Source organism: Apibacter sp. B3706 (genome assembly GCF_011082725.1).
In the GTDB taxonomy this organism is placed as follows: domain Bacteria; phylum Bacteroidota; class Bacteroidia; order Flavobacteriales; family Weeksellaceae; genus Apibacter.
In genome coordinates this window covers 2,092,168-2,109,173 of the sequence record NZ_CP049715.1, presented here as the reverse complement: position 1 = coordinate 2,109,173, position 17,006 = coordinate 2,092,168, and the positions used below count along the sequence as shown (strand labels likewise).

14 protein-coding genes are annotated in these 17,006 nt (G+C 29.2%); 7 read left to right on the top strand and 7 right to left on the bottom strand.

Annotated elements, in window-relative coordinates; all coding sequences use genetic code 11:
• Window positions 1–4: 4 nt before the first annotated feature.
• Complete coding sequence (gene hemA / locus G8C41_RS09145) at window positions 5–1,258, bottom strand: glutamyl-tRNA reductase (RefSeq protein WP_166007412.1); 1,254 nt, start codon at window positions 1,256–1,258, stop codon at window positions 5–7.
• Between the two features lie 171 nt (window positions 1,259–1,429).
• On the opposite strand from hemA, the gene G8C41_RS09140 reads away from it, so the two are divergent.
• From G8C41_RS09140 to G8C41_RS09130, 3 genes are all read left to right on the top strand, one after another.
• Window positions 1,430–2,299, top strand: coding sequence for a helix-turn-helix domain-containing protein (locus G8C41_RS09140; RefSeq protein ID WP_166007410.1), 870 nt, complete (start codon window positions 1,430–1,432; stop codon window positions 2,297–2,299).
• Between the two features lie 273 nt (window positions 2,300–2,572).
• A complete protein-coding gene (gene nth, locus G8C41_RS09135) occupies window positions 2,573–3,196 on the top strand; it encodes an endonuclease III (protein ID WP_166007408.1) in 624 nt (207 codons plus the stop codon).
• 12 nt (window positions 3,197–3,208) lie between these two features.
• The gene (locus G8C41_RS09130) at window positions 3,209–3,592 is read left to right on the top strand and encodes a DUF423 domain-containing protein (RefSeq protein WP_160557757.1); all 384 of its coding nucleotides are present in this window, start codon (window positions 3,209–3,211) and stop codon (window positions 3,590–3,592) included.
• Here the strand turns inward: G8C41_RS09130 and G8C41_RS09125 are convergent.
• The 4 genes from G8C41_RS09125 to truA all read right to left on the bottom strand — a co-directional run bounded on the left by G8C41_RS09125 (window position 3,566) and on the right by truA (window position 8,183).
• Complete coding sequence (locus tag G8C41_RS09125; protein ID WP_160542933.1) at window positions 3,566–4,648, bottom strand: glycosyltransferase family 9 protein; 1,083 nt, start codon at window positions 4,646–4,648, stop codon at window positions 3,566–3,568. The two genes, G8C41_RS09130 and G8C41_RS09125, sit on opposite strands and share 27 nt — an antisense overlap.
• A 14-nt stretch (window positions 4,649–4,662) precedes the next feature.
• On the bottom strand, window positions 4,663–5,481 hold the full coding sequence (locus G8C41_RS09120; protein ID WP_160542934.1) for a 2,3,4,5-tetrahydropyridine-2,6-dicarboxylate N-succinyltransferase: 819 nt from the start codon (window positions 5,479–5,481) through the stop codon (window positions 4,663–4,665).
• Between the two features lie 199 nt (window positions 5,482–5,680).
• On the bottom strand, window positions 5,681–7,444 hold the full coding sequence (locus tag G8C41_RS09115) for an ABC transporter ATP-binding protein (protein ID WP_185152298.1): 1,764 nt from the start codon (window positions 7,442–7,444) through the stop codon (window positions 5,681–5,683).
• Window positions 7,434–8,183 carry a tRNA pseudouridine(38-40) synthase TruA gene (truA, locus tag G8C41_RS09110; RefSeq protein ID WP_160567770.1) on the bottom strand — a complete coding sequence of 250 codons (750 nt, stop codon included), beginning with the start codon at window positions 8,181–8,183 and terminating at the stop codon, window positions 7,434–7,436. Before truA ends, G8C41_RS09115 begins: the two co-directional genes overlap by 11 nt.
• A 27-nt stretch (window positions 8,184–8,210) precedes the next feature.
• Between truA and G8C41_RS09105 the strand changes: the two genes are divergently transcribed.
• Together G8C41_RS09105 and G8C41_RS09100 are read left to right on the top strand one after the other, a co-directional pair.
• Entirely contained in the window at window positions 8,211–8,705 is a 495-nt protein-coding gene (locus tag G8C41_RS09105; protein ID WP_105296480.1) for a metallophosphoesterase family protein, read from the top strand.
• Window positions 8,706–9,070: 365 nt separating this feature from the next.
• Entirely contained in the window at window positions 9,071–11,614 is a 2,544-nt protein-coding gene (locus G8C41_RS09100) for a TonB-dependent receptor domain-containing protein (protein ID WP_166007406.1), read from the top strand.
• An 81-nt stretch (window positions 11,615–11,695) separates the two neighbouring features.
• Here the strand turns inward: G8C41_RS09100 and G8C41_RS09095 are convergent, their stop codons facing one another.
• Complete coding sequence (locus tag G8C41_RS09095; RefSeq protein ID WP_166007404.1) at window positions 11,696–12,166, bottom strand: GNAT family N-acetyltransferase; 471 nt, start codon at window positions 12,164–12,166, stop codon at window positions 11,696–11,698.
• Window positions 12,153–13,163: a class 1 fructose-bisphosphatase gene (fbp, locus tag G8C41_RS09090; protein ID WP_105296477.1), complete on the bottom strand. Its 1,011-nt coding sequence runs from the start codon at window positions 13,161–13,163 to the stop codon at window positions 12,153–12,155. The genes G8C41_RS09095 and fbp overlap by 14 nt, the downstream gene beginning before the upstream one ends.
• 255 nt (window positions 13,164–13,418) lie before the next feature.
• Here fbp and G8C41_RS09085 point away from each other — a divergent pair, with 255 nt between their 5' ends.
• Together G8C41_RS09085 and G8C41_RS09080 are read left to right on the top strand one after the other, a co-directional pair.
• Window positions 13,419–14,666 carry an aspartate kinase gene (locus G8C41_RS09085; RefSeq protein WP_160567765.1) on the top strand — a complete coding sequence of 416 codons (1,248 nt, stop codon included), beginning with the start codon at window positions 13,419–13,421 and terminating at the stop codon, window positions 14,664–14,666.
• 4 nt (window positions 14,667–14,670) lie between these two features.
• A complete protein-coding gene (locus G8C41_RS09080) occupies window positions 14,671–16,497 on the top strand; it encodes a lysophospholipid acyltransferase family protein (protein WP_160567763.1) in 1,827 nt (608 codons plus the stop codon).
• Window positions 16,498–17,006: the final 509 nt, after the last annotated feature.

Sequence of the window (17,006 nt, the reverse complement as noted above, 5' to 3'; positions counted from 1 at the left end):
TATTTTATAATTTATATTCTTGCAGTTGAAACATTTCCGTAAATAAATTTATGGTGTCATCTGCTTTTTCAGGGTTAGTAATAAGATAGTTAGCTAGTCTGTCGGTAATTTTTTGTACTAAACGATTTGATAATTCTGTTTGTTCTTCTGAAACTACCATCTGATCTTTTTTTAGTGTTTTCAATTGATTTTCTTTAATTTTCTCTAAATCTGATTTGAAAGCGTGAATGATCGGCGCATATTTTCTATTTTCAGACCAAATTATAAATTCATTTATCATTTCATCTATAATCCCTTCTGCTATAGGAATTTCTTTATTTCTTAGTTCCAGTGTTTCGTTGATTTTTTGGGACAAATCATCAACATTTATTAAAGTTATATGATTGTATTCTTTTACAGATAAACAAACATTGGAAGGGATAGATAAATCAATTAAAGTTATGGGTTGATTAGAGTGTAAATCTTTTTTTGTAATTATAGGTTTCGATGCCCCGGTCGCTACAATAACAATATCTGAATTAATAACCTGTTCCTGCATTTGCTCATAGTTTACCACCTTTAGATTGAATGTTAGGGCTACTTCTTGCGCTTTAGAAAAGGTTCTGTTAAGGACTGTTATGTTAGGATTATTGATATGTTTTATTAAATTTTCACAAGTGTTTTTACCAATTTTTCCTGTACCCAACAAGGTAATTTTTTTCTCAGATAGTTGATTGAAATGAGTTAAAATATAATGCACTGCTGCATAAGACATAGACGTAATTCCTGTACTTATTGAAGTTGTATATTTAATTTTTTTTGAGGTTTGAATGCCTGTGTTTAGTAATCTTTCCAAAAAAGCATTAGTGCAATTATGTTTTTTAAATCTTTTAAACCATGTTTTTATTTGAGATATGATTTCAAAATCACCTATAATTTGACTTTCTAAACCGGCTGAAACTCTTAAAAAATGTTTAATGGCTTCTTCTCTTCTATAAACCGTTATATACTTTATAAATTCAGTAGAATCTACTTTTATTTGCTTGCAAAATATATCAATTACATAATCCGGGTTTTCTGTTTGAAAATATAATTCTGTACGGTTACATGTGGATAGTATGAAAATATGAGTATTCGACAGGGAGTTAATTTTGTTGGAAAACTCTTCCACAAATTCAGGAAAAAAACTAAACTTTCCTCTAATTTCTGTATCTGCCTTTACAAAGCTCAAACTTATTGCATAAAAGTTTTTAATATTATTAGGCTGAAGCTTTTTCATATATTTTGTTCAAGCAAATTTATGAGTACATGTATGGAGAAAATACCTATATTTATAAAAAAATACCTCTAAAAGTAAATTTTTACAATTTTAGAACTAATCTAAATAGTTAATTAACATGATAAATATCATGATTTTGTGGTTGTAAATTGATAGATAAAGAATTTGTTAATGGATTTAAAAAATACCTTTAAAAGTAGAATTAGAGAAAATAAAATTGGTTCGGATATTTATATGGCTCAGATAGATAATTATACTATTCTGACTGATACCATTTCCAAACCAGTAGGCAAACGGTTTGTGCAATTTTATTTATGTACTAAAGGAAGAGCCTCTTTTCATTTTAAAAATGAATCTTTACGTGTTATGAATGAAGGGAATTCCTTACTTCTTTTTCATCCTGAAATAGATATTCCTATTAATATCAGTTTATCAAAAAAATCAAAGCTGGTCATTTTTGTAATAGCTATTCAAAAACTGGAAGATATTTTTTCCAAACATAAAGATAAACTTTCTTTACTCATTCAAAACAATTACACAAAATTTTATCATGAAAAACCTTTAAGCATTCAAGAAAAGTTAATTATTTCACAACTGGAAGATTTTACCTTGGATCAAGAATTTGAAAATCATTATTTGACATTGAAATTACATGAATTCTTACTTTATTATTTTTCTTCAAATACCTCTACTTCTTCATACCATTTACCTATAAAAGATGAGAAATTCATTCGTAAGATTTATGAAATAAAAGAGGTCTTAATGGAGAATATAGCTTCTCCACCTACTTTAAAAAAACTTTCTGAAACTACTAATTTAAGTGAGTATAAAATTAAAGAAGGTTTTAAAAAAATATACGGAAAATCTATTTCTCATTTTATACTGGATACAAAATTAGAAATCGGTAAAGAAAAATTAAACTTGAAAGTTAAACAGGTGAAGGAAATCGCTTATGATTTAGGATATGAAAATCCCAGTCATTTTATAGAGGCTTTTAAGAAAAAATATGGAATTACTCCCAAGCAATGGATGATGAAATAACAATATTTTCATAACTGGTATACACGTTTATTTTAAAATTTTTTTCTCTTTATTTGGATATAAATTTTTTCTAACAAATCGTAATCACGATTTTTATATGTGACGATAATTTAAATTTTCTCCAAATAATTCAATCCAAATACATAATAAATTACTATATACTTATAAGACTTATTTTTATTTGCATTTTCAAAACAAATAGAAATTTTATTTCTCTATAACATCAACCTAATTTAAAATTTAGTATTTTTAGATTATAATTTATATGCTTTAATGAAACAAAAGGAAAAAGTAGAGTACATAATAACGGAGTTAAACAAGCTCTATCCAAACCCTGTTGCTCCATTAGTCTATCAAGATGTATTTACTTTATTAATTTCCGTATTACTTTCTGCTCAAACAACGGATAAGAAGGTTAATGAAGTTACACCTGCTCTCTACAAAGTTGCTCCCAATGCTTTTAAAATGGCTGAATTGCCTGAATGGGAAATCAAAGAATACATAAAAGAAATTGGCTTATCAAATACTAAATCCAAAAATATTCATAAACTTTCTACTATTTTGGTAGAAAAATATAACGGAGAAGTTCCGGAAAGTTTTGAGGAGTTAGAAGCCTTACCCGGCGTGGGTCATAAAACCGCTTCCGTTGTCATGAGTCAAGGTTTTGGACACCCGGCATTTCCTGTTGATACACACATTCACAGACTTATGAAATTATGGAAATTAACCAACGGAAAAAATGTTGAACAAACAGAAAAAGATGCTAAACGGTTATTTCCTAAAGAATTATGGAATATCTTACACATTCAAATTATTTTTTACGGTCGGGAATATTCACCGGCTAGAGGCTGGAATCTAGAAAAAGATTATATAACCAAATATTTATTAGAAAATTAGTTAATTAAAATTATGAAAAATATTGTTCTTGTTGCAGGGGCTTTATATGGTTTAATTTCCATTATTTTAGGAGCATTCGGTGCTCATGCTTTTAAAAAAATACTTTCAGCTGAAAAATTAGTAAGCTTTGATACGGGTGTTAAATATCAAATGTATCATGCATTGGCTCTTTTAATTATTGGATTTTCTCTTTCGTTTAGTTCGGGTTTGGAAAAATGGGCCGGATGGGGAATGATTATAGGTACATTTCTATTTTCTTTTAGTATTTATCTATTAGCTTTTTCTGATTATTGGGATATCAATTTACGTTTTTTAGGCCCTGTAACTCCCATTGGAGGAACATTTATGATCATAGGATGGGCTTGTTTATTATTTTATTTTATTAAAAGTAATTAAATGCTCTTTTAAAAACGTTCTAACTTTTACTATTACAAATTCATATGACAACATCAAGTAAAATTTAGACGAGTCATTTTTTAATTCATTTTGATAAAAGTCTTCGTATAGCCTGGGAGAAAAGTCGTGTAAATGAACACTTTGGTGTAAGTTAGTATTTTCATAACAAGCAATATCTTTTCTACTAATATAAGGAGGATAAATGGTGAAAGTAGGTTTTTGCAGGGCTTTTGCCGTAATTACAAATCTACTGCTATTTCCAATAAATAAAGTGGAATTTTGCATAAAAGCGGCATACTCACGTATCGTTTTTCCTACCGGCTGAACAAATACTTTGGTATTGGAATTTAGTAAAGATAGCAGTTCGTTTACTTGTTTATACTGCGATGGCAAATAGGTAAATAATAAATCGGCTCTATAATTTGCCCATATAAAATCTATAAGTTTTGCCATATTACCCATCGTCCAAGTATTATGTATGTTTGAACCCAAAACACCCAACATAATTACCGGTCGTTTAAAATGTATGCCTGCATTTATCATTTTTTCTTTAGCGTCCTCAATTTCATCTTCAGCTAGATATATTTTAGCTAACGGATCGATAGGTATAGGGTTATCTTTTAGAAATTCTTGTAAGATTACTAAACGATCTTCCAATAAAGTACACGTTTGAGTAATTGGTTCTTCTACTTTAGATACGGTTTTATCATAAAATTTATCCAATAAAGGATTGGAAAAACTGTATTTTTTCTTTGCTTTTGAAAATAGGGTTAGCAGGATACTGTTAAAATTCTGCGACATATCAATAAGTATGTCGTATTTTTCACTTCTTACTAACTGGATATATTTATAAACGAAAAGTACGGAACGTATATGCTCCGTATCTATAGCTATTATACGGTCAATATTAGGATTTCTCTGTATAACTCCAATATATTTTTTATAACAAAGAAAATCTATCTTAATATCCGGATAGATTTTCTTTAGATTATTAGGAATTACACTGGAGAGTAATACTTCTCCCACATTGTTATATTGTATTAATAGCGCTTTCACTATATGATTAATATCTAAACAGATACGTTATGCTCTCTAAGAGCATCATTTAACGATGTTTTCTTGTCTGTACTTTCTTTTCTAGTTCCTATAATTAAGGCACAATTTACGTTATATTCTCCTGCAGGGAATTTTTTAGTTATAGACCCGGGAATTACTACTGAACGTGGAGGCACATATCCTCTGTATTCTTTAGGTTCGCTTCCTGAAACATCAATTATTTTAGTAGAAGAAGTTAAGGTAACGTTTGCTCCTAAAACCGCTTCATCATCAACATGTACACCCTCTACAACAATACAACGTGAACCAATAAAGCAATTATTTCCAATAATAACCGGTGCCGCTTGTAAAGGTTCTAAAACACCGCCAATACCAACACCTCCGCTTAAATGTACATTTTTACCAATCTGTGCACAACTTCCTACGGTTGCCCAAGTATCTACCATAGTACCTTCATCTACATAAGCACCTATATTAACATAAGAAGGCATTAAGATCGCTCCGCTGGAAATATATGCTCCTTTTCTTGCAACTGCATGAGGTACTACACGAACTCCTTTTTCAGCATATCCTGTTTTTAAAGGAATTTTATCATGATACTCAAAAATACCTACTTCATAGGTTTCCATTTTTTGTATAGGGAAATATAATACTACCGCTTTTTTAACCCACTCATTTACTTGCCATTTTCCATCTTCTAACGGCTGTGCTACTCTTAATTTTCCTGAGTCTAACAATTCAATTACTTCTCGAATTGCTTTTTGATATTCTTTATCCGATAATAATGCACGGTCATTCCAAACTTTTTCAATAGTTTGTTGTAAATCTTTCATATTTTTTGTTTATACAACAAATTTAACAATTTTTATAATTGTTTTTTACGTTTATTTACATGTATACACACATATTTTAGAAATATAGTAAAGGTAAAAATTAGTATTAGCTAAATTTTATTCATTTTTATTAAAACAAATAGTAATGTATAAACATAATTAGCCGGTAAATATTAAAAATTTATAATGGGTATTAATTTTAAGTTTGGGAAAATTGGGCTTCGTAAAGTTTTCTATAGTACCCTTTTTGTTGTAACAAGGAATTATGGTTTCCCATTTCAACTATTTTCCCATGATCTAACACAATAATTTTGTCCGCATTCTGTATGGTAGCTAAACGATGAGCAATAATAATGGAAGTACGATTTTTAGTAATCTTATCGGTGGCTTTTTGTATTAATTCCTCTGATTTAGTGTCTATAGAAGAAGTTGCTTCATCTAACACCAGAATAGAAGGGTTATATAAATAAGCCCGTAAAAAGGAAATCAATTGTCGTTGACCTAAAGAGATGGAAGCTCCCCGTTCACTTACTTCATAGCCGTAACCATTGGGAAGGCTCATTATAAAATCATCTATTTGAATTTCTTTTGCAGCTTTCCGTACTTCTTCTAAGGTTATATCTTTATTTCCAAAAGTGATATTTTCTAAAATGGTATCATTAAATAAAAATACATCTTGTAATACAACAGCGATGTGCGACCGTAAATTGTGCAATTCATATGATTTTATATCCGTTCCGTCTATATATATATGTCCTCCCGAAATTTCATAAAAACGGCTTAATAAATTTATAATAGTTGATTTTCCTGCTCCGGTAGCTCCAACAATTGCTACTTTTTCTCCACCGGAAACCGTAAATGAAAGATCTTTAAGAACACTTTCTCCTTTTACGTATGAAAATGACACATGGTCAAAAATGATATCTCCTTTAATGTTGTCTTTTTTTACAGTTCCTTTATTTGATATTTCATGATTGGAATCCAAAACGGTAAAAACTCGTTCCGCTCCAACAATACCTCTTTGAATGGTATTAAAGCGATCTGCTATTTGCCTCATGGGCCTTACCAGCATGTTCACATAGGAAGTAGTAAAAGCTATAACTACACCCGGTGATATATTGTGTGCCGTTAATGCATTATAACCTGCATACCATATCATGACACCAATGGCAATACCAGTAATAATATCAACAGCAGGAAAGAAAAGTGAAAAATAGAAAACTGTTTTAAGATAGGCTTTTTCTAATTTTTGATTAATTTGAAAAAACTTTTTATATTCTTTTTTCTGTTGATTAAATACTTGAACGATGGTCATTCCTGACAGCCTCTCTTGAACAAAGCTGTTTTGATTGGCTGTTTGATTTCTTTCTTCTGAAAAAGCTTTTTTTATGGCTTTTTGAAATATTCGAGTTATAATAGTCATTATCGGGAAGATGAACAATGCTATGGTTGCTAATTCCCAATTAATCCAATACATCGTTACTACCACAAAAATTATACGAAGAATATCTCCTAAAACCATTAAAATTCCATCGGTATAAATAGTTGAAATAGTTTCGATATCGGATACAGAGCGAGTGACTAACACTCCTAAAGGCGTTTTATCGAAAAAAGAAGATTTAAAATAAATGAGCTTTTTGTATAATTTTATACGTAAGCTACGAATTACATTTTGAGCAACAAAGTTAGAAGCATAAACTAAAAAAAATTGTAAAACAACTTCAGTCAACATTAATAAAAAAATAAGCAAAAGGGAATGATATAAATTTGAAAAATTTTTATTTTTAATAATATCAACATCTATTGCATGACTTATTACAACCGGACGGAAAGAGGAAACATATGCTAACGCTAATGCTATAAAAATTGTAGAATAAAACCATACAGGATATTTACTTCCCAATTCCATTAATCGAGAAAGTGCTTGACCTGCTTTTACGTTTTTTTCTTTTTTATGTTTCATAATATATGTCCTGAGGATAGTTAACTTTCACTAAAGTAAGACCTTTAGCAGGTGCTGAAGTGGAAGCAAATTTACGGTCTTTTTTTTCAATTATGTTTCTAAATTCCTTTTCATCAATTTTTCCTCTGCCAACATCCATGAGAGTTCCTGCAATTGCTCTAACCATATTTCTCAAAAATCTATTGGCAGCGATGGTAAATACTAATTCATCTTCATATTGTTGCCATTCTGCTTGGTAAATATAGCAATCATTCGTTTTATTATCCGAATGTAGTTTTGAAAAACTGGTAAAATCTTTATATTCAAATAATACTTTTGCAGCTTTGTTCATTTTATCTACATCAAACTGATAGAAAAGAAATTGAGCATGGAATTGCTGTTTAAAAGGATTTTTCAGGGTAGAAATTCTATACTTATAAATTCTTTCCGTTGCATCGAAACGTGCATGTGCTGAGTCTTTAACTCGGAATATTGCTTTTATGGAAATATCCGAAGGCAATAAAGAATTTAGTTTTCTCACCAATTGATCCGGCAATTCTTTTTCCCAATCAAAATGAGCATACATTTCAGCTGCATGAACTCCCGTATCGGTTCTTCCTGCTCCAATTGTTTTTATTTCTTTTCTAAGTAATCGACTTAATGCCGATTCTAATTTTTCTTGTACTGATATATGTTTTGGCTGTCTCTGATACCCGTAATACTGAGTACCATCGTATGAAAATTGAATGAAATAACGCAATTTTATTGTAAATTTACTACAAAAATAGTGAGAAAAATATTATTGCTTTCCGATACCCATTCTTATATTGATGATCGTATATTGGAATATGCTTCCCAAGCAGACGAGGTTTGGCATGCAGGTGATATTGGTGATATAAAGGTTTCCGAAACTTTAAAAAAAACGGTTCCGGTATTTAAAGCGGTCTATGGAAATATTGATGGAACAGAAATTCGTAAAGAATTCCCTCTTAATCTACGTTTTTTTTGTGAGAAAGTGGATGTATGGATGACCCATATTGGCGGTTATCCGGGTAAATATGCACCAATCATACGCGAAGAAATAAAATTGAATCCTCCTAAACTTTTTATTTGCGGTCATTCACATATTTTAAAAGTTATGAATGATAAAAAACTACATTTACTTCATATGAATCCGGGTGCTATAGGAATCTATGGATTTCATAAAGTAAGGACTATGTTACGATTTGAAATAAATCAGGAAACTATACAGAATTTAGAAGTTATTGAATTTACTAGATGATTTGTTTTTATGTTTTCCACTAAGTAATAATATATAGACTTAGCGTCCCTTTTATACAGTAAAATTCAAAAAATTTTAAAATTTAATCTTTAGCAATTCTAATAATACTCGCCTGAATATTTCTTCAATTTAATTTATTTTTTTCCTAAATAATTATTAAATTTATAAATATTAACTAATATTAATATTATTATTTAAATCATAATATATTAATGATACTCTATATGCTGATTTAAAATAACGAATTTTGTTGTTACATTTAGGCAAATTTTTTGATTACGATTAAATATTTTACAGTATTTAACGTAACATAATTAATATCAAATGATACTAATGTTTAAAAATTATTCTGCCAAATTCAGTATATGATAAGATCTGTTATTCGTTTATCTTTAATGATGCTCCCTTTATTAGGTGTTGCTCAATCAAAAGTTGTAGTAGCTTTTAAAGTTATAGATAAAGAAAAAAATTCCTGTGTTGATGTTAACGTAAAGAAAAACTTTACATTCCAATATGAAAATAGTTCCGGTTATAAAGACCTAAAAAGTTTAGTTTCTACAAAGTGTTTTAATAGTTATGCAATAACTAAAATTTCTGGTAATTTTCGAATTTATATTTCAGTACCTGAATATGAATCACAATATCTTGATTTCACTATTACCAAACAAAGTAAAGATACCCTATATTTAGGTGAGGTTTATCTAACACGTACGTATCCCGAAATTAGTGAAGAAATTCAGAAACCTTCCCAATCTGCTGAAAAAGAAATTGAGGGAGTAACAGTGACCGGGGCACGTAAGAAATTTATTAAATTAGAAGCTAACAAGACAACTTATACGATAAAGGATAATGATTTACTTTCCGGCGGAAGTGCACAAGAAACTTTAACAAAACTTCCGGGGGTAATCAAGGGATATGGTGGAAATCTTACCGTAAATGGTAAGTCCATGACTATTTATATTGATGATATCCCGACAGGTCTATCGGGTGGAGACTTAGAAAATTTATTACAAAGTTTACCATCAAATGCTATTGAAAAAATTGAAATTATATCTAACCCGGGAGCTTCTTACGATGCTAAAACAGGGGGTGGTATTATAAATATTATTACGAATGGTCGGGCATTGCGAGGAATAAACGGATCTGCTTCTTTAAATTACCAATTTAACAAGAACAACCGCGTATCTCCTTCCATTAGTTTAAATAGTCGTTTAAAAAGTGTATCCTTACAATTAAATAGTGGTTATAATTATAGGGAAAACGATAAAACTACCTATTATAAAAGGGAATTTACTTCTTTCACTCCTTCCATTATTTTTGATCAAAAGAATATTGAAAATAAATATAATCGTTTTTATTATTTCAGACCTTCTTCAAATATTCGCCTTAACAAAAACAGTAATTTATTGATCAATTATAACTTAAGTTATACTGATAACAGTAATCATTATACAGGTGAATCTTTGAGCTCTAACGATATTGAACCAATTAATCTTTTAAATAATTCAAAATATTCGGAAGATAACACCAATCATGAATTAACCACAAAATATAAGGTTAAATTAGATACGTTAGGAAACTTGTTTGATATAACGGCATCTTATAAACACTTTAACAAAAATTCAACAAATAACAGTATTCAAAATAATGAGGGTGTTTATAAATATTCTGTAAATGATATTGATTATAAATCCGATTATTTTCAAGTGAATCCTAATTTTGAATTTTCTTTTAATAAGGTAGGAATAAAAATGAATACCGGTGGAAAGTATTCTCATACTAAATATACCAGTAACGGAAAATATAATCTTTTAAATACTTCTTCTTCTATACTGGAAAATCCGGATTATAATTCATTCAGGGATTTTATATACGATGAAAATCAATATGCTTTATATGGAGAGCTAAGCAAAAAATTTGAAAAGTTGGATTTGACTGCAGGGGTTCGTTATGAAAATTTAGAATTTAAAAATAAAGTAAAAACTACTGATCAAAGTATTAAATATACGTTTGAAAAGTTTTTCCCATCTTTTAGTTTACTATATAAATTTAATCCTACGCTGGATTTTAATGCTACCTACAGAAAGAGTATGATGCCTCCTTCCTATTCTAATATGGATCCGAATTTAACCAACTATTTTGACGAATTCAATACTTCGGAAGGAAACTTACATCTTAAACCGGATTATTACGATAACTATGAAGTTTCTTTAAGTGCATGGAGATATTTGAAAATCTCTTTCAACTATACGTATTCTAAAAATATAAATATGCTGTATTACGAGACTGAAGACAATTCATTAACCGTAAATCAAACTACTCGTACATTTCACGGCATGAAAAACTATAACGTATGGGTTGGTATTCCTATTCCATTTAAATTGGTTACCATGGGTAAAAAATTCTTTGACGAGCCTATGAATATGGATAAAATGAATTTCATTTACCTTTACGGGATGTATAATTACTACAAAGTAAACGATTATCCATATTTAGATAAAGTAAAACCTATGTGGTTTTATGTAATATATGCTCAATTAATCCTTCCAAAAGATTTTAAATTAACCACTTTCTTTTTATCTAGTACAGATAAGGGATATTTTGAAATTTACAAATCCTATAAACCTTTCCGTTATTCTAATATAGAACTTTCAAGATCCTTTAGTAACAAAACTATTAAGGCTTCTTTAGGTATTCAAAATATATTGGGTCCTACTAAGTTTAATTCTGATATTAATAACTTTAATTTAAGAACCAATTATTACAGTAGAGACAGCGATCAATTGTTCTATATTAAACTATCTTACAGTTTTGATAAAAACCGTAATATTAAAAAGGAAAATACAATTATTGAAGAAGATACTAATTCAAATTCTAACAAATTGTTACCTTCCGGTCCGTTAAAATAAATACTCAATTTTATATAAATCAATAAAGGCTGATAATTTAAATATTATCAGCCTTTAATTTTTACTTTTTTTATATGAATATTAGTCTTCTTTCTTTACCATCTCAATATGCTCAATATGATCTTCAAAATAAATCTCTCCTTCAGTTTCAAATCCAAATTTTTTATAAAATGGAACTGCATAATATTGAGCACCGATTCTTATCGGTTGTTTACCATGAAGTGTAAATAATGACTCTATGGATTTTTCCATTAAAATTTTTCCTAAACCGGTAGAACGATATTCCTTACAAACTATAATTCTTCCAATGGAAGCTTCATTAAAGGAAACTTTTTCAGGAAAAATCCTGGAATAAGCAACTAATTGTTCCCCTTTATACACTAATAAATGATGCGCTTTATAATCTTTATAGTCCAAATCCTGGTATGAACATTTTTGCTCGACTATAAATACTTCATTTCTTAATCGTAATAAGTTATACAATTCGTCTAAAGTAAGTTGATCAAATTTTTTTAAAACATAATCATAGGGATGAGTGCTACTCTTGGGCATCTTTCATAAATTTTTCTACTTTTTCAACCATTTTTTTTGATCCACAAACAAATGGTGTTCTTTCATGCAATTCAACAGGATTTAAATCTAATATTCGTGTAAAACCATCACTGGCACTTCCTCCTGCTTGTTCCGCAAGGAATGCCATAGGATTACATTCATATAACAATCGTAATTTGCCTTTAGGGGCTTGTGAATAGGAAGGATATAGGTAAATGCCTCCTTTCAACATATTTCTATGAAAATCGGAAACTAAAGATCCGATATAACGGGAAGTATACGGTCTATTTTCTTTTTCTTCTTGACAATATTTTATATAATTCTTAATTCCTTGAGGAAATTTAAGATAATTTCCTTCATTTACGGAATATATTTTTCCATCTTCAGGTATTTTAATATTAGGATGTGAAAGATAAAACACTCCCAAAGCCGGATCTAAAGTAAAACCATTTACACCGTTACCTGTTGTATATACTAACATTGTTGATGAACCGTACACTATATATCCGGCTGCTACCTGTTTATTTCCCGGTTGTAAAAAATCTTCCAATGTTACCGGTCCATCTTCCGATATTCTTCTATAAATAGAAAAAATAGTTCCTACATTAACATTTACATCGATATTGGAAGATCCGTCTAATGGATCAATTAATACCACATATTTACTATTATGTGAATTATCTTTAGAATTTATACTGATGAAGTCTTCATTTTCTTCGGAAGCAATTCCACAAACTACCTCTCTATTTTTTAAGGCTCCAATAAATACATCATTGGCAAACACATCTAATTTTTGTTGCTCTTCACCTTGTATATTCTGATTTCCAATTGCTCCAATAATATCAACGAGCCCAGCTTTATTAACTTGCTGATTAACAACTTTACTGGCTAATCTTATTGCTCCTAAAAGGCGTGACAACTCTCCTGAAGAATATTTAAAATCTGCCTGTTTATCAATTATAAATTCGCCTAAAGTCTGTGAGCTCTTCGATTTCATATTTTATATATTTAGTTTTTTGAATGTTCCAAATATATTGATTTTTGGTTGTACTTTATAAGTAATATGCAGATTTGTCATATATTTGCTGAAGGTCTTTTAATATTTAAAATACTTATTGTACTGTTTATCATTATAATATAAATTTTAAGTCTATTAATACGTGAATTCCCGATGTGTAAAAATTCTTTTTTCACAAGATTTATTTACGGGAAAATGTGTTTTTTATATATTGAAAATATATAACTATCATTTATGAAAGTTTATAAATTTGGAGGTGTTTCAGTACAAAATGAAAAAAATGTACGTGCTATTTTAAAAGTTTTAAACCAAACCGGATACAAATCAACCATTATTGTTGTCTCGGCCATGGGTAAAACGACTAACGCATTAGAAGATGTTATTCAAGCATACTTTCATAATAATGATACTTATAAACTATTAATAGACAGAATAGAGGAGGAGCATTTAGAAATAGTTAAAAAATTATTTTCTAATTATACGGAAGTTTATAACGATATTAAGAATATTTTTAAAAATTTGCGATCTTTACTAACTAACAATACATCCGATAATTTTAATTTCTTATACGATCAAACGGTAAGTTTTGGTGAAATTATTTCATCTAGAATTTTAAGCTCTTTTTTAAATTATTCAGGAATTACCAATACTTGGATTGATAGTAGAAATTATTTAAAAACTGATGATAATTATAGAGAAGGGACTATAGATTGGGAACGTACGCAAAAACAATTTGAAAATTTTGATACTTCTCAAACATATGTTACTCAAGGTTTTTTAGCTTCGAATTCCGGCAATTTTACTGTAACTCTGGGAAGGGAAGGTTCAGATTATTCTGCTGCCATAATTGCCTATTGTTTACATGCTGAAGGTGTTACCATTTGGAAAGATGTTCCGGGAATTATGACCGGAGATCCTGACTACTATGAAAACGCTCAATTATTAAAATCTCTTTCCTATGAAGAGGCTATGGATATGTCATTTTTTGGAGCATCCATCCTTCATCCGAAAACCATTTTTCCTTTGTATAAAGGTGAGATTCCACTGAACATTCGTTCTTTTTTAGAACTTGAAAATCATGGAACTTATATTACGAAAGGAGTTAAGGGAGATCCCAGCGTCTCTTGTTTCATACGAAAATTAAATGTACATTTGCTTACTATTTCTTCCATTTATTTTACTTATAATCTGGAAGATACTCTTTGTATACTCTTCAAACAACTTACTGAACTGAATATTAAAACTAACATGATCAAGGTTTCTGCTTGTTCAGTTTCACTGGTTATTGAAGACAAATTTAATTCAATTAACATTTTACTGAATATACTCGCAAATTCTTTTAATGTAACATTAGAAGAAAATGTGCGTCTATTTACGATAACGAATAGTTCACAAAAAATACGAAATAATTTTAAAAAAGGAAAAACAGTTTTATTAGAACAATTGGTAAAACAAACTTACCAAGCAATTGTAAAAGAATAACAATATGAGTTTAGTCACCTTAGAGGATATACAAAATACTTTAAACCTAAAGAAATTTGGTTTTATTGGAAAGGGTATAGCATGGACCCTTATGAATGTTTCAAAACTTGGTCATATAAATAAATTCTGTACTGAAAATAAAGATTTACCTACCAATGAATTTCTTACTGCAGTTTTAAAACATTTAAAAATTAACTACGAAATTCATGAGGAAGATTTAAAAAGAATTCCTGAAAAAGGACCTTTTATAATCGTTTCCAATCACCCTCTAGGAGGATTAGATGGCATAATTTTAATGAAAATTGTTTCAGAAATTCGTCCGGATTTTAAAATAATGACTAATTTTTTATTGCAAAAAATTGAACCTTTAAAAAAAGTTATTATTCCTGTTAATCCTTTTGAAACCAGAAAAGATACTTTTGACAGTAAAAAAGGTTTTATTGAAACCTTGCGTATCTTGAAAGATAATCATTGTGTTATCATTTTCCCGGCCGGTGAAGTTTCTCATTATTACCCGGATACCAAAGAATATCAAGACAGAGAATGGGTAGAAAGTGCCTTAAAACTTTTGAAAAAAGCTAAAGTACCCGTAATTCCTGTATATTTTCATGCGAGAAACAGTAAGTTGTTTTATAAAATGTATAATATTCATCCGGATTTACAGACTGCGATGCTGCCTAGAGAATTGGTTAGAAAAAGAAAAGCGCCTATTAAAATACGAATCGGTAAACCTATTTCAGTTAAACAGCAAGATGAATATACAGATATCAAGTCTTACGGTAATTTTTTAAGGAATAAGGTATATATGCTTAAATCATTCTATACTACCGTTAAGAATCCATTTAAAAATATAAAGTTTCTTTCAGTATCAGCAATGACTAAGTCTGCTAATTCCAATGAAGTTAAGCCTATTATTAAAGAGACACCTCATGAATTAATCTTAAAAGAAGTTGAGCTTTTAAAAGAAATTGATTGTGAACTATTTTCCAATTCTCAATATGAAGTCTATTTAGCTAAACCTGAAAAAATACCTAATATCTTACGTGAAATTGGCCGTTTAAGAGAAATTTGTTTTCGCGAAGTGGGAGAGGGAACCAATGAACCTTTTGATCTGGATGAATTCGATCAAATTTATCATCACTTATTTTTATGGGATAAAGAAAATAAACTTATCGCGGGTGCTTATCGAATGGGAATGGGAAAAGAGATTTATGAAAAATACGGAATAAAAGGTTTTTATACTGCTTCTCTTTTCGAATATGATTCGGAAGTACATCCTTTCTTTAAAAAAATCATTGAGATGGGTAGGGCGTTTATTTCCAGTGAATATCAAAAAAAACCTATGCCCTTATTACTTTTATGGAGAGGGATTGTACATGTTTGCTTAAGAAATCCACATTATAAATACCTGGTGGGAGGTGTAAGTATAAGCAATCAATTTTCCAACTTTTCAAAATCGATAATGGTTGAATTTATGCGTTCTCATTATTTTGATTCTTATGTTGCTCAATATGTACATTCAAAAAATGAATTTAAAGTTCATCTGAAATCTAATGAAAAAGATTTATTCTTTGATGCTGCGGATAATGATCTTAATAAATTTGACAAGTTAATAGATGAACTTGAGCCCGATTTAAGACTTCCCGTATTGATCAAAAAATATTTAAAACAAAACGCCCGTGTTATTGCTTTTAACGTCGATCCTAAGTTTAATGATGCCATTGACGGATTGATGTATATTAGAATAAGTGATATTCCGGATAGTACTATTAATCCGGTGTTAGAGGAGTTAGATTCTATGGACAAAAAAAACCAAAAGGAAGAAAAATAAACAATTGTTAACAAGTTTATAACTATTCAATTGAAACAAGATTACTAATTGCTTTTATTAAAGTACTCTATACTTAGATTTTCAACACCTTACTAATGTTGAACTTTTTATAAAAATTTAATCTACTATTTTAAAAAGGTAAATAGCTATTATTTACCTTTTTTTATTTCTATACTAGGATTATTTCACATTCTTCCATCCTTTACTAATATTGAGCCTGTCTACAAGCTTATTTAAAGGCTTTTTCTATGTTTTCTTTTATAATAATTATCCCAATAGATAACTGTTCATAAATTGAAAATACCATAAATTAAAATTAGAATAGTTATATCATATTATCATAAAATGCTTATTGGTTGTATGTAAAACTAAGCATTAATAATGTAAAAATAAATTTTTACATTATTAATTTGATTTTATTTAAATAAATAAATATAATTAATGTTAGAGCTGTTTATAATTTATAATTTTAAAATATAATTTTTTAACTACAGAAATGTTTTAAACTT

Excerpts from the sequence above, each read along its gene's own strand:
- hemA (WP_166007412.1), bottom strand. The coding sequence starts at position 1,258 with ATGAAAAAGCTTCAGCCTAATAATATTAAAAACTTTTATGCAATAAGT.
- G8C41_RS09140 (WP_166007410.1), top strand. The coding sequence starts at position 1,430 with ATGGATTTAAAAAATACCTTTAAAAGTAGAATTAGAGAAAATAAAATT.
- nth (WP_166007408.1), top strand. The coding sequence starts at position 2,573 with ATGAAACAAAAGGAAAAAGTAGAGTACATAATAACGGAGTTAAACAAG.
- G8C41_RS09130 (WP_160557757.1), top strand. The coding sequence starts at position 3,209 with ATGAAAAATATTGTTCTTGTTGCAGGGGCTTTATATGGTTTAATTTCC.
- G8C41_RS09120 (WP_160542934.1), bottom strand. The coding sequence starts at position 5,481 with ATGAAAGATTTACAACAAACTATTGAAAAAGTTTGGAATGACCGTGCA.
- G8C41_RS09115 (WP_185152298.1), bottom strand. The coding sequence starts at position 7,444 with ATGAAACATAAAAAAGAAAAAAACGTAAAAGCAGGTCAAGCACTTTCT.
- G8C41_RS09100 (WP_166007406.1), top strand. The coding sequence starts at position 9,071 with ATGATAAGATCTGTTATTCGTTTATCTTTAATGATGCTCCCTTTATTA.
- G8C41_RS09095 (WP_166007404.1), bottom strand. The coding sequence starts at position 12,166 with ATGCCCAAGAGTAGCACTCATCCCTATGATTATGTTTTAAAAAAATTT.
- fbp (WP_105296477.1), bottom strand. The coding sequence starts at position 13,163 with ATGAAATCGAAGAGCTCACAGACTTTAGGCGAATTTATAATTGATAAA.
- G8C41_RS09085 (WP_160567765.1), top strand. The coding sequence starts at position 13,419 with ATGAAAGTTTATAAATTTGGAGGTGTTTCAGTACAAAATGAAAAAAAT.
- G8C41_RS09080 (WP_160567763.1), top strand. The coding sequence starts at position 14,671 with ATGAGTTTAGTCACCTTAGAGGATATACAAAATACTTTAAACCTAAAG.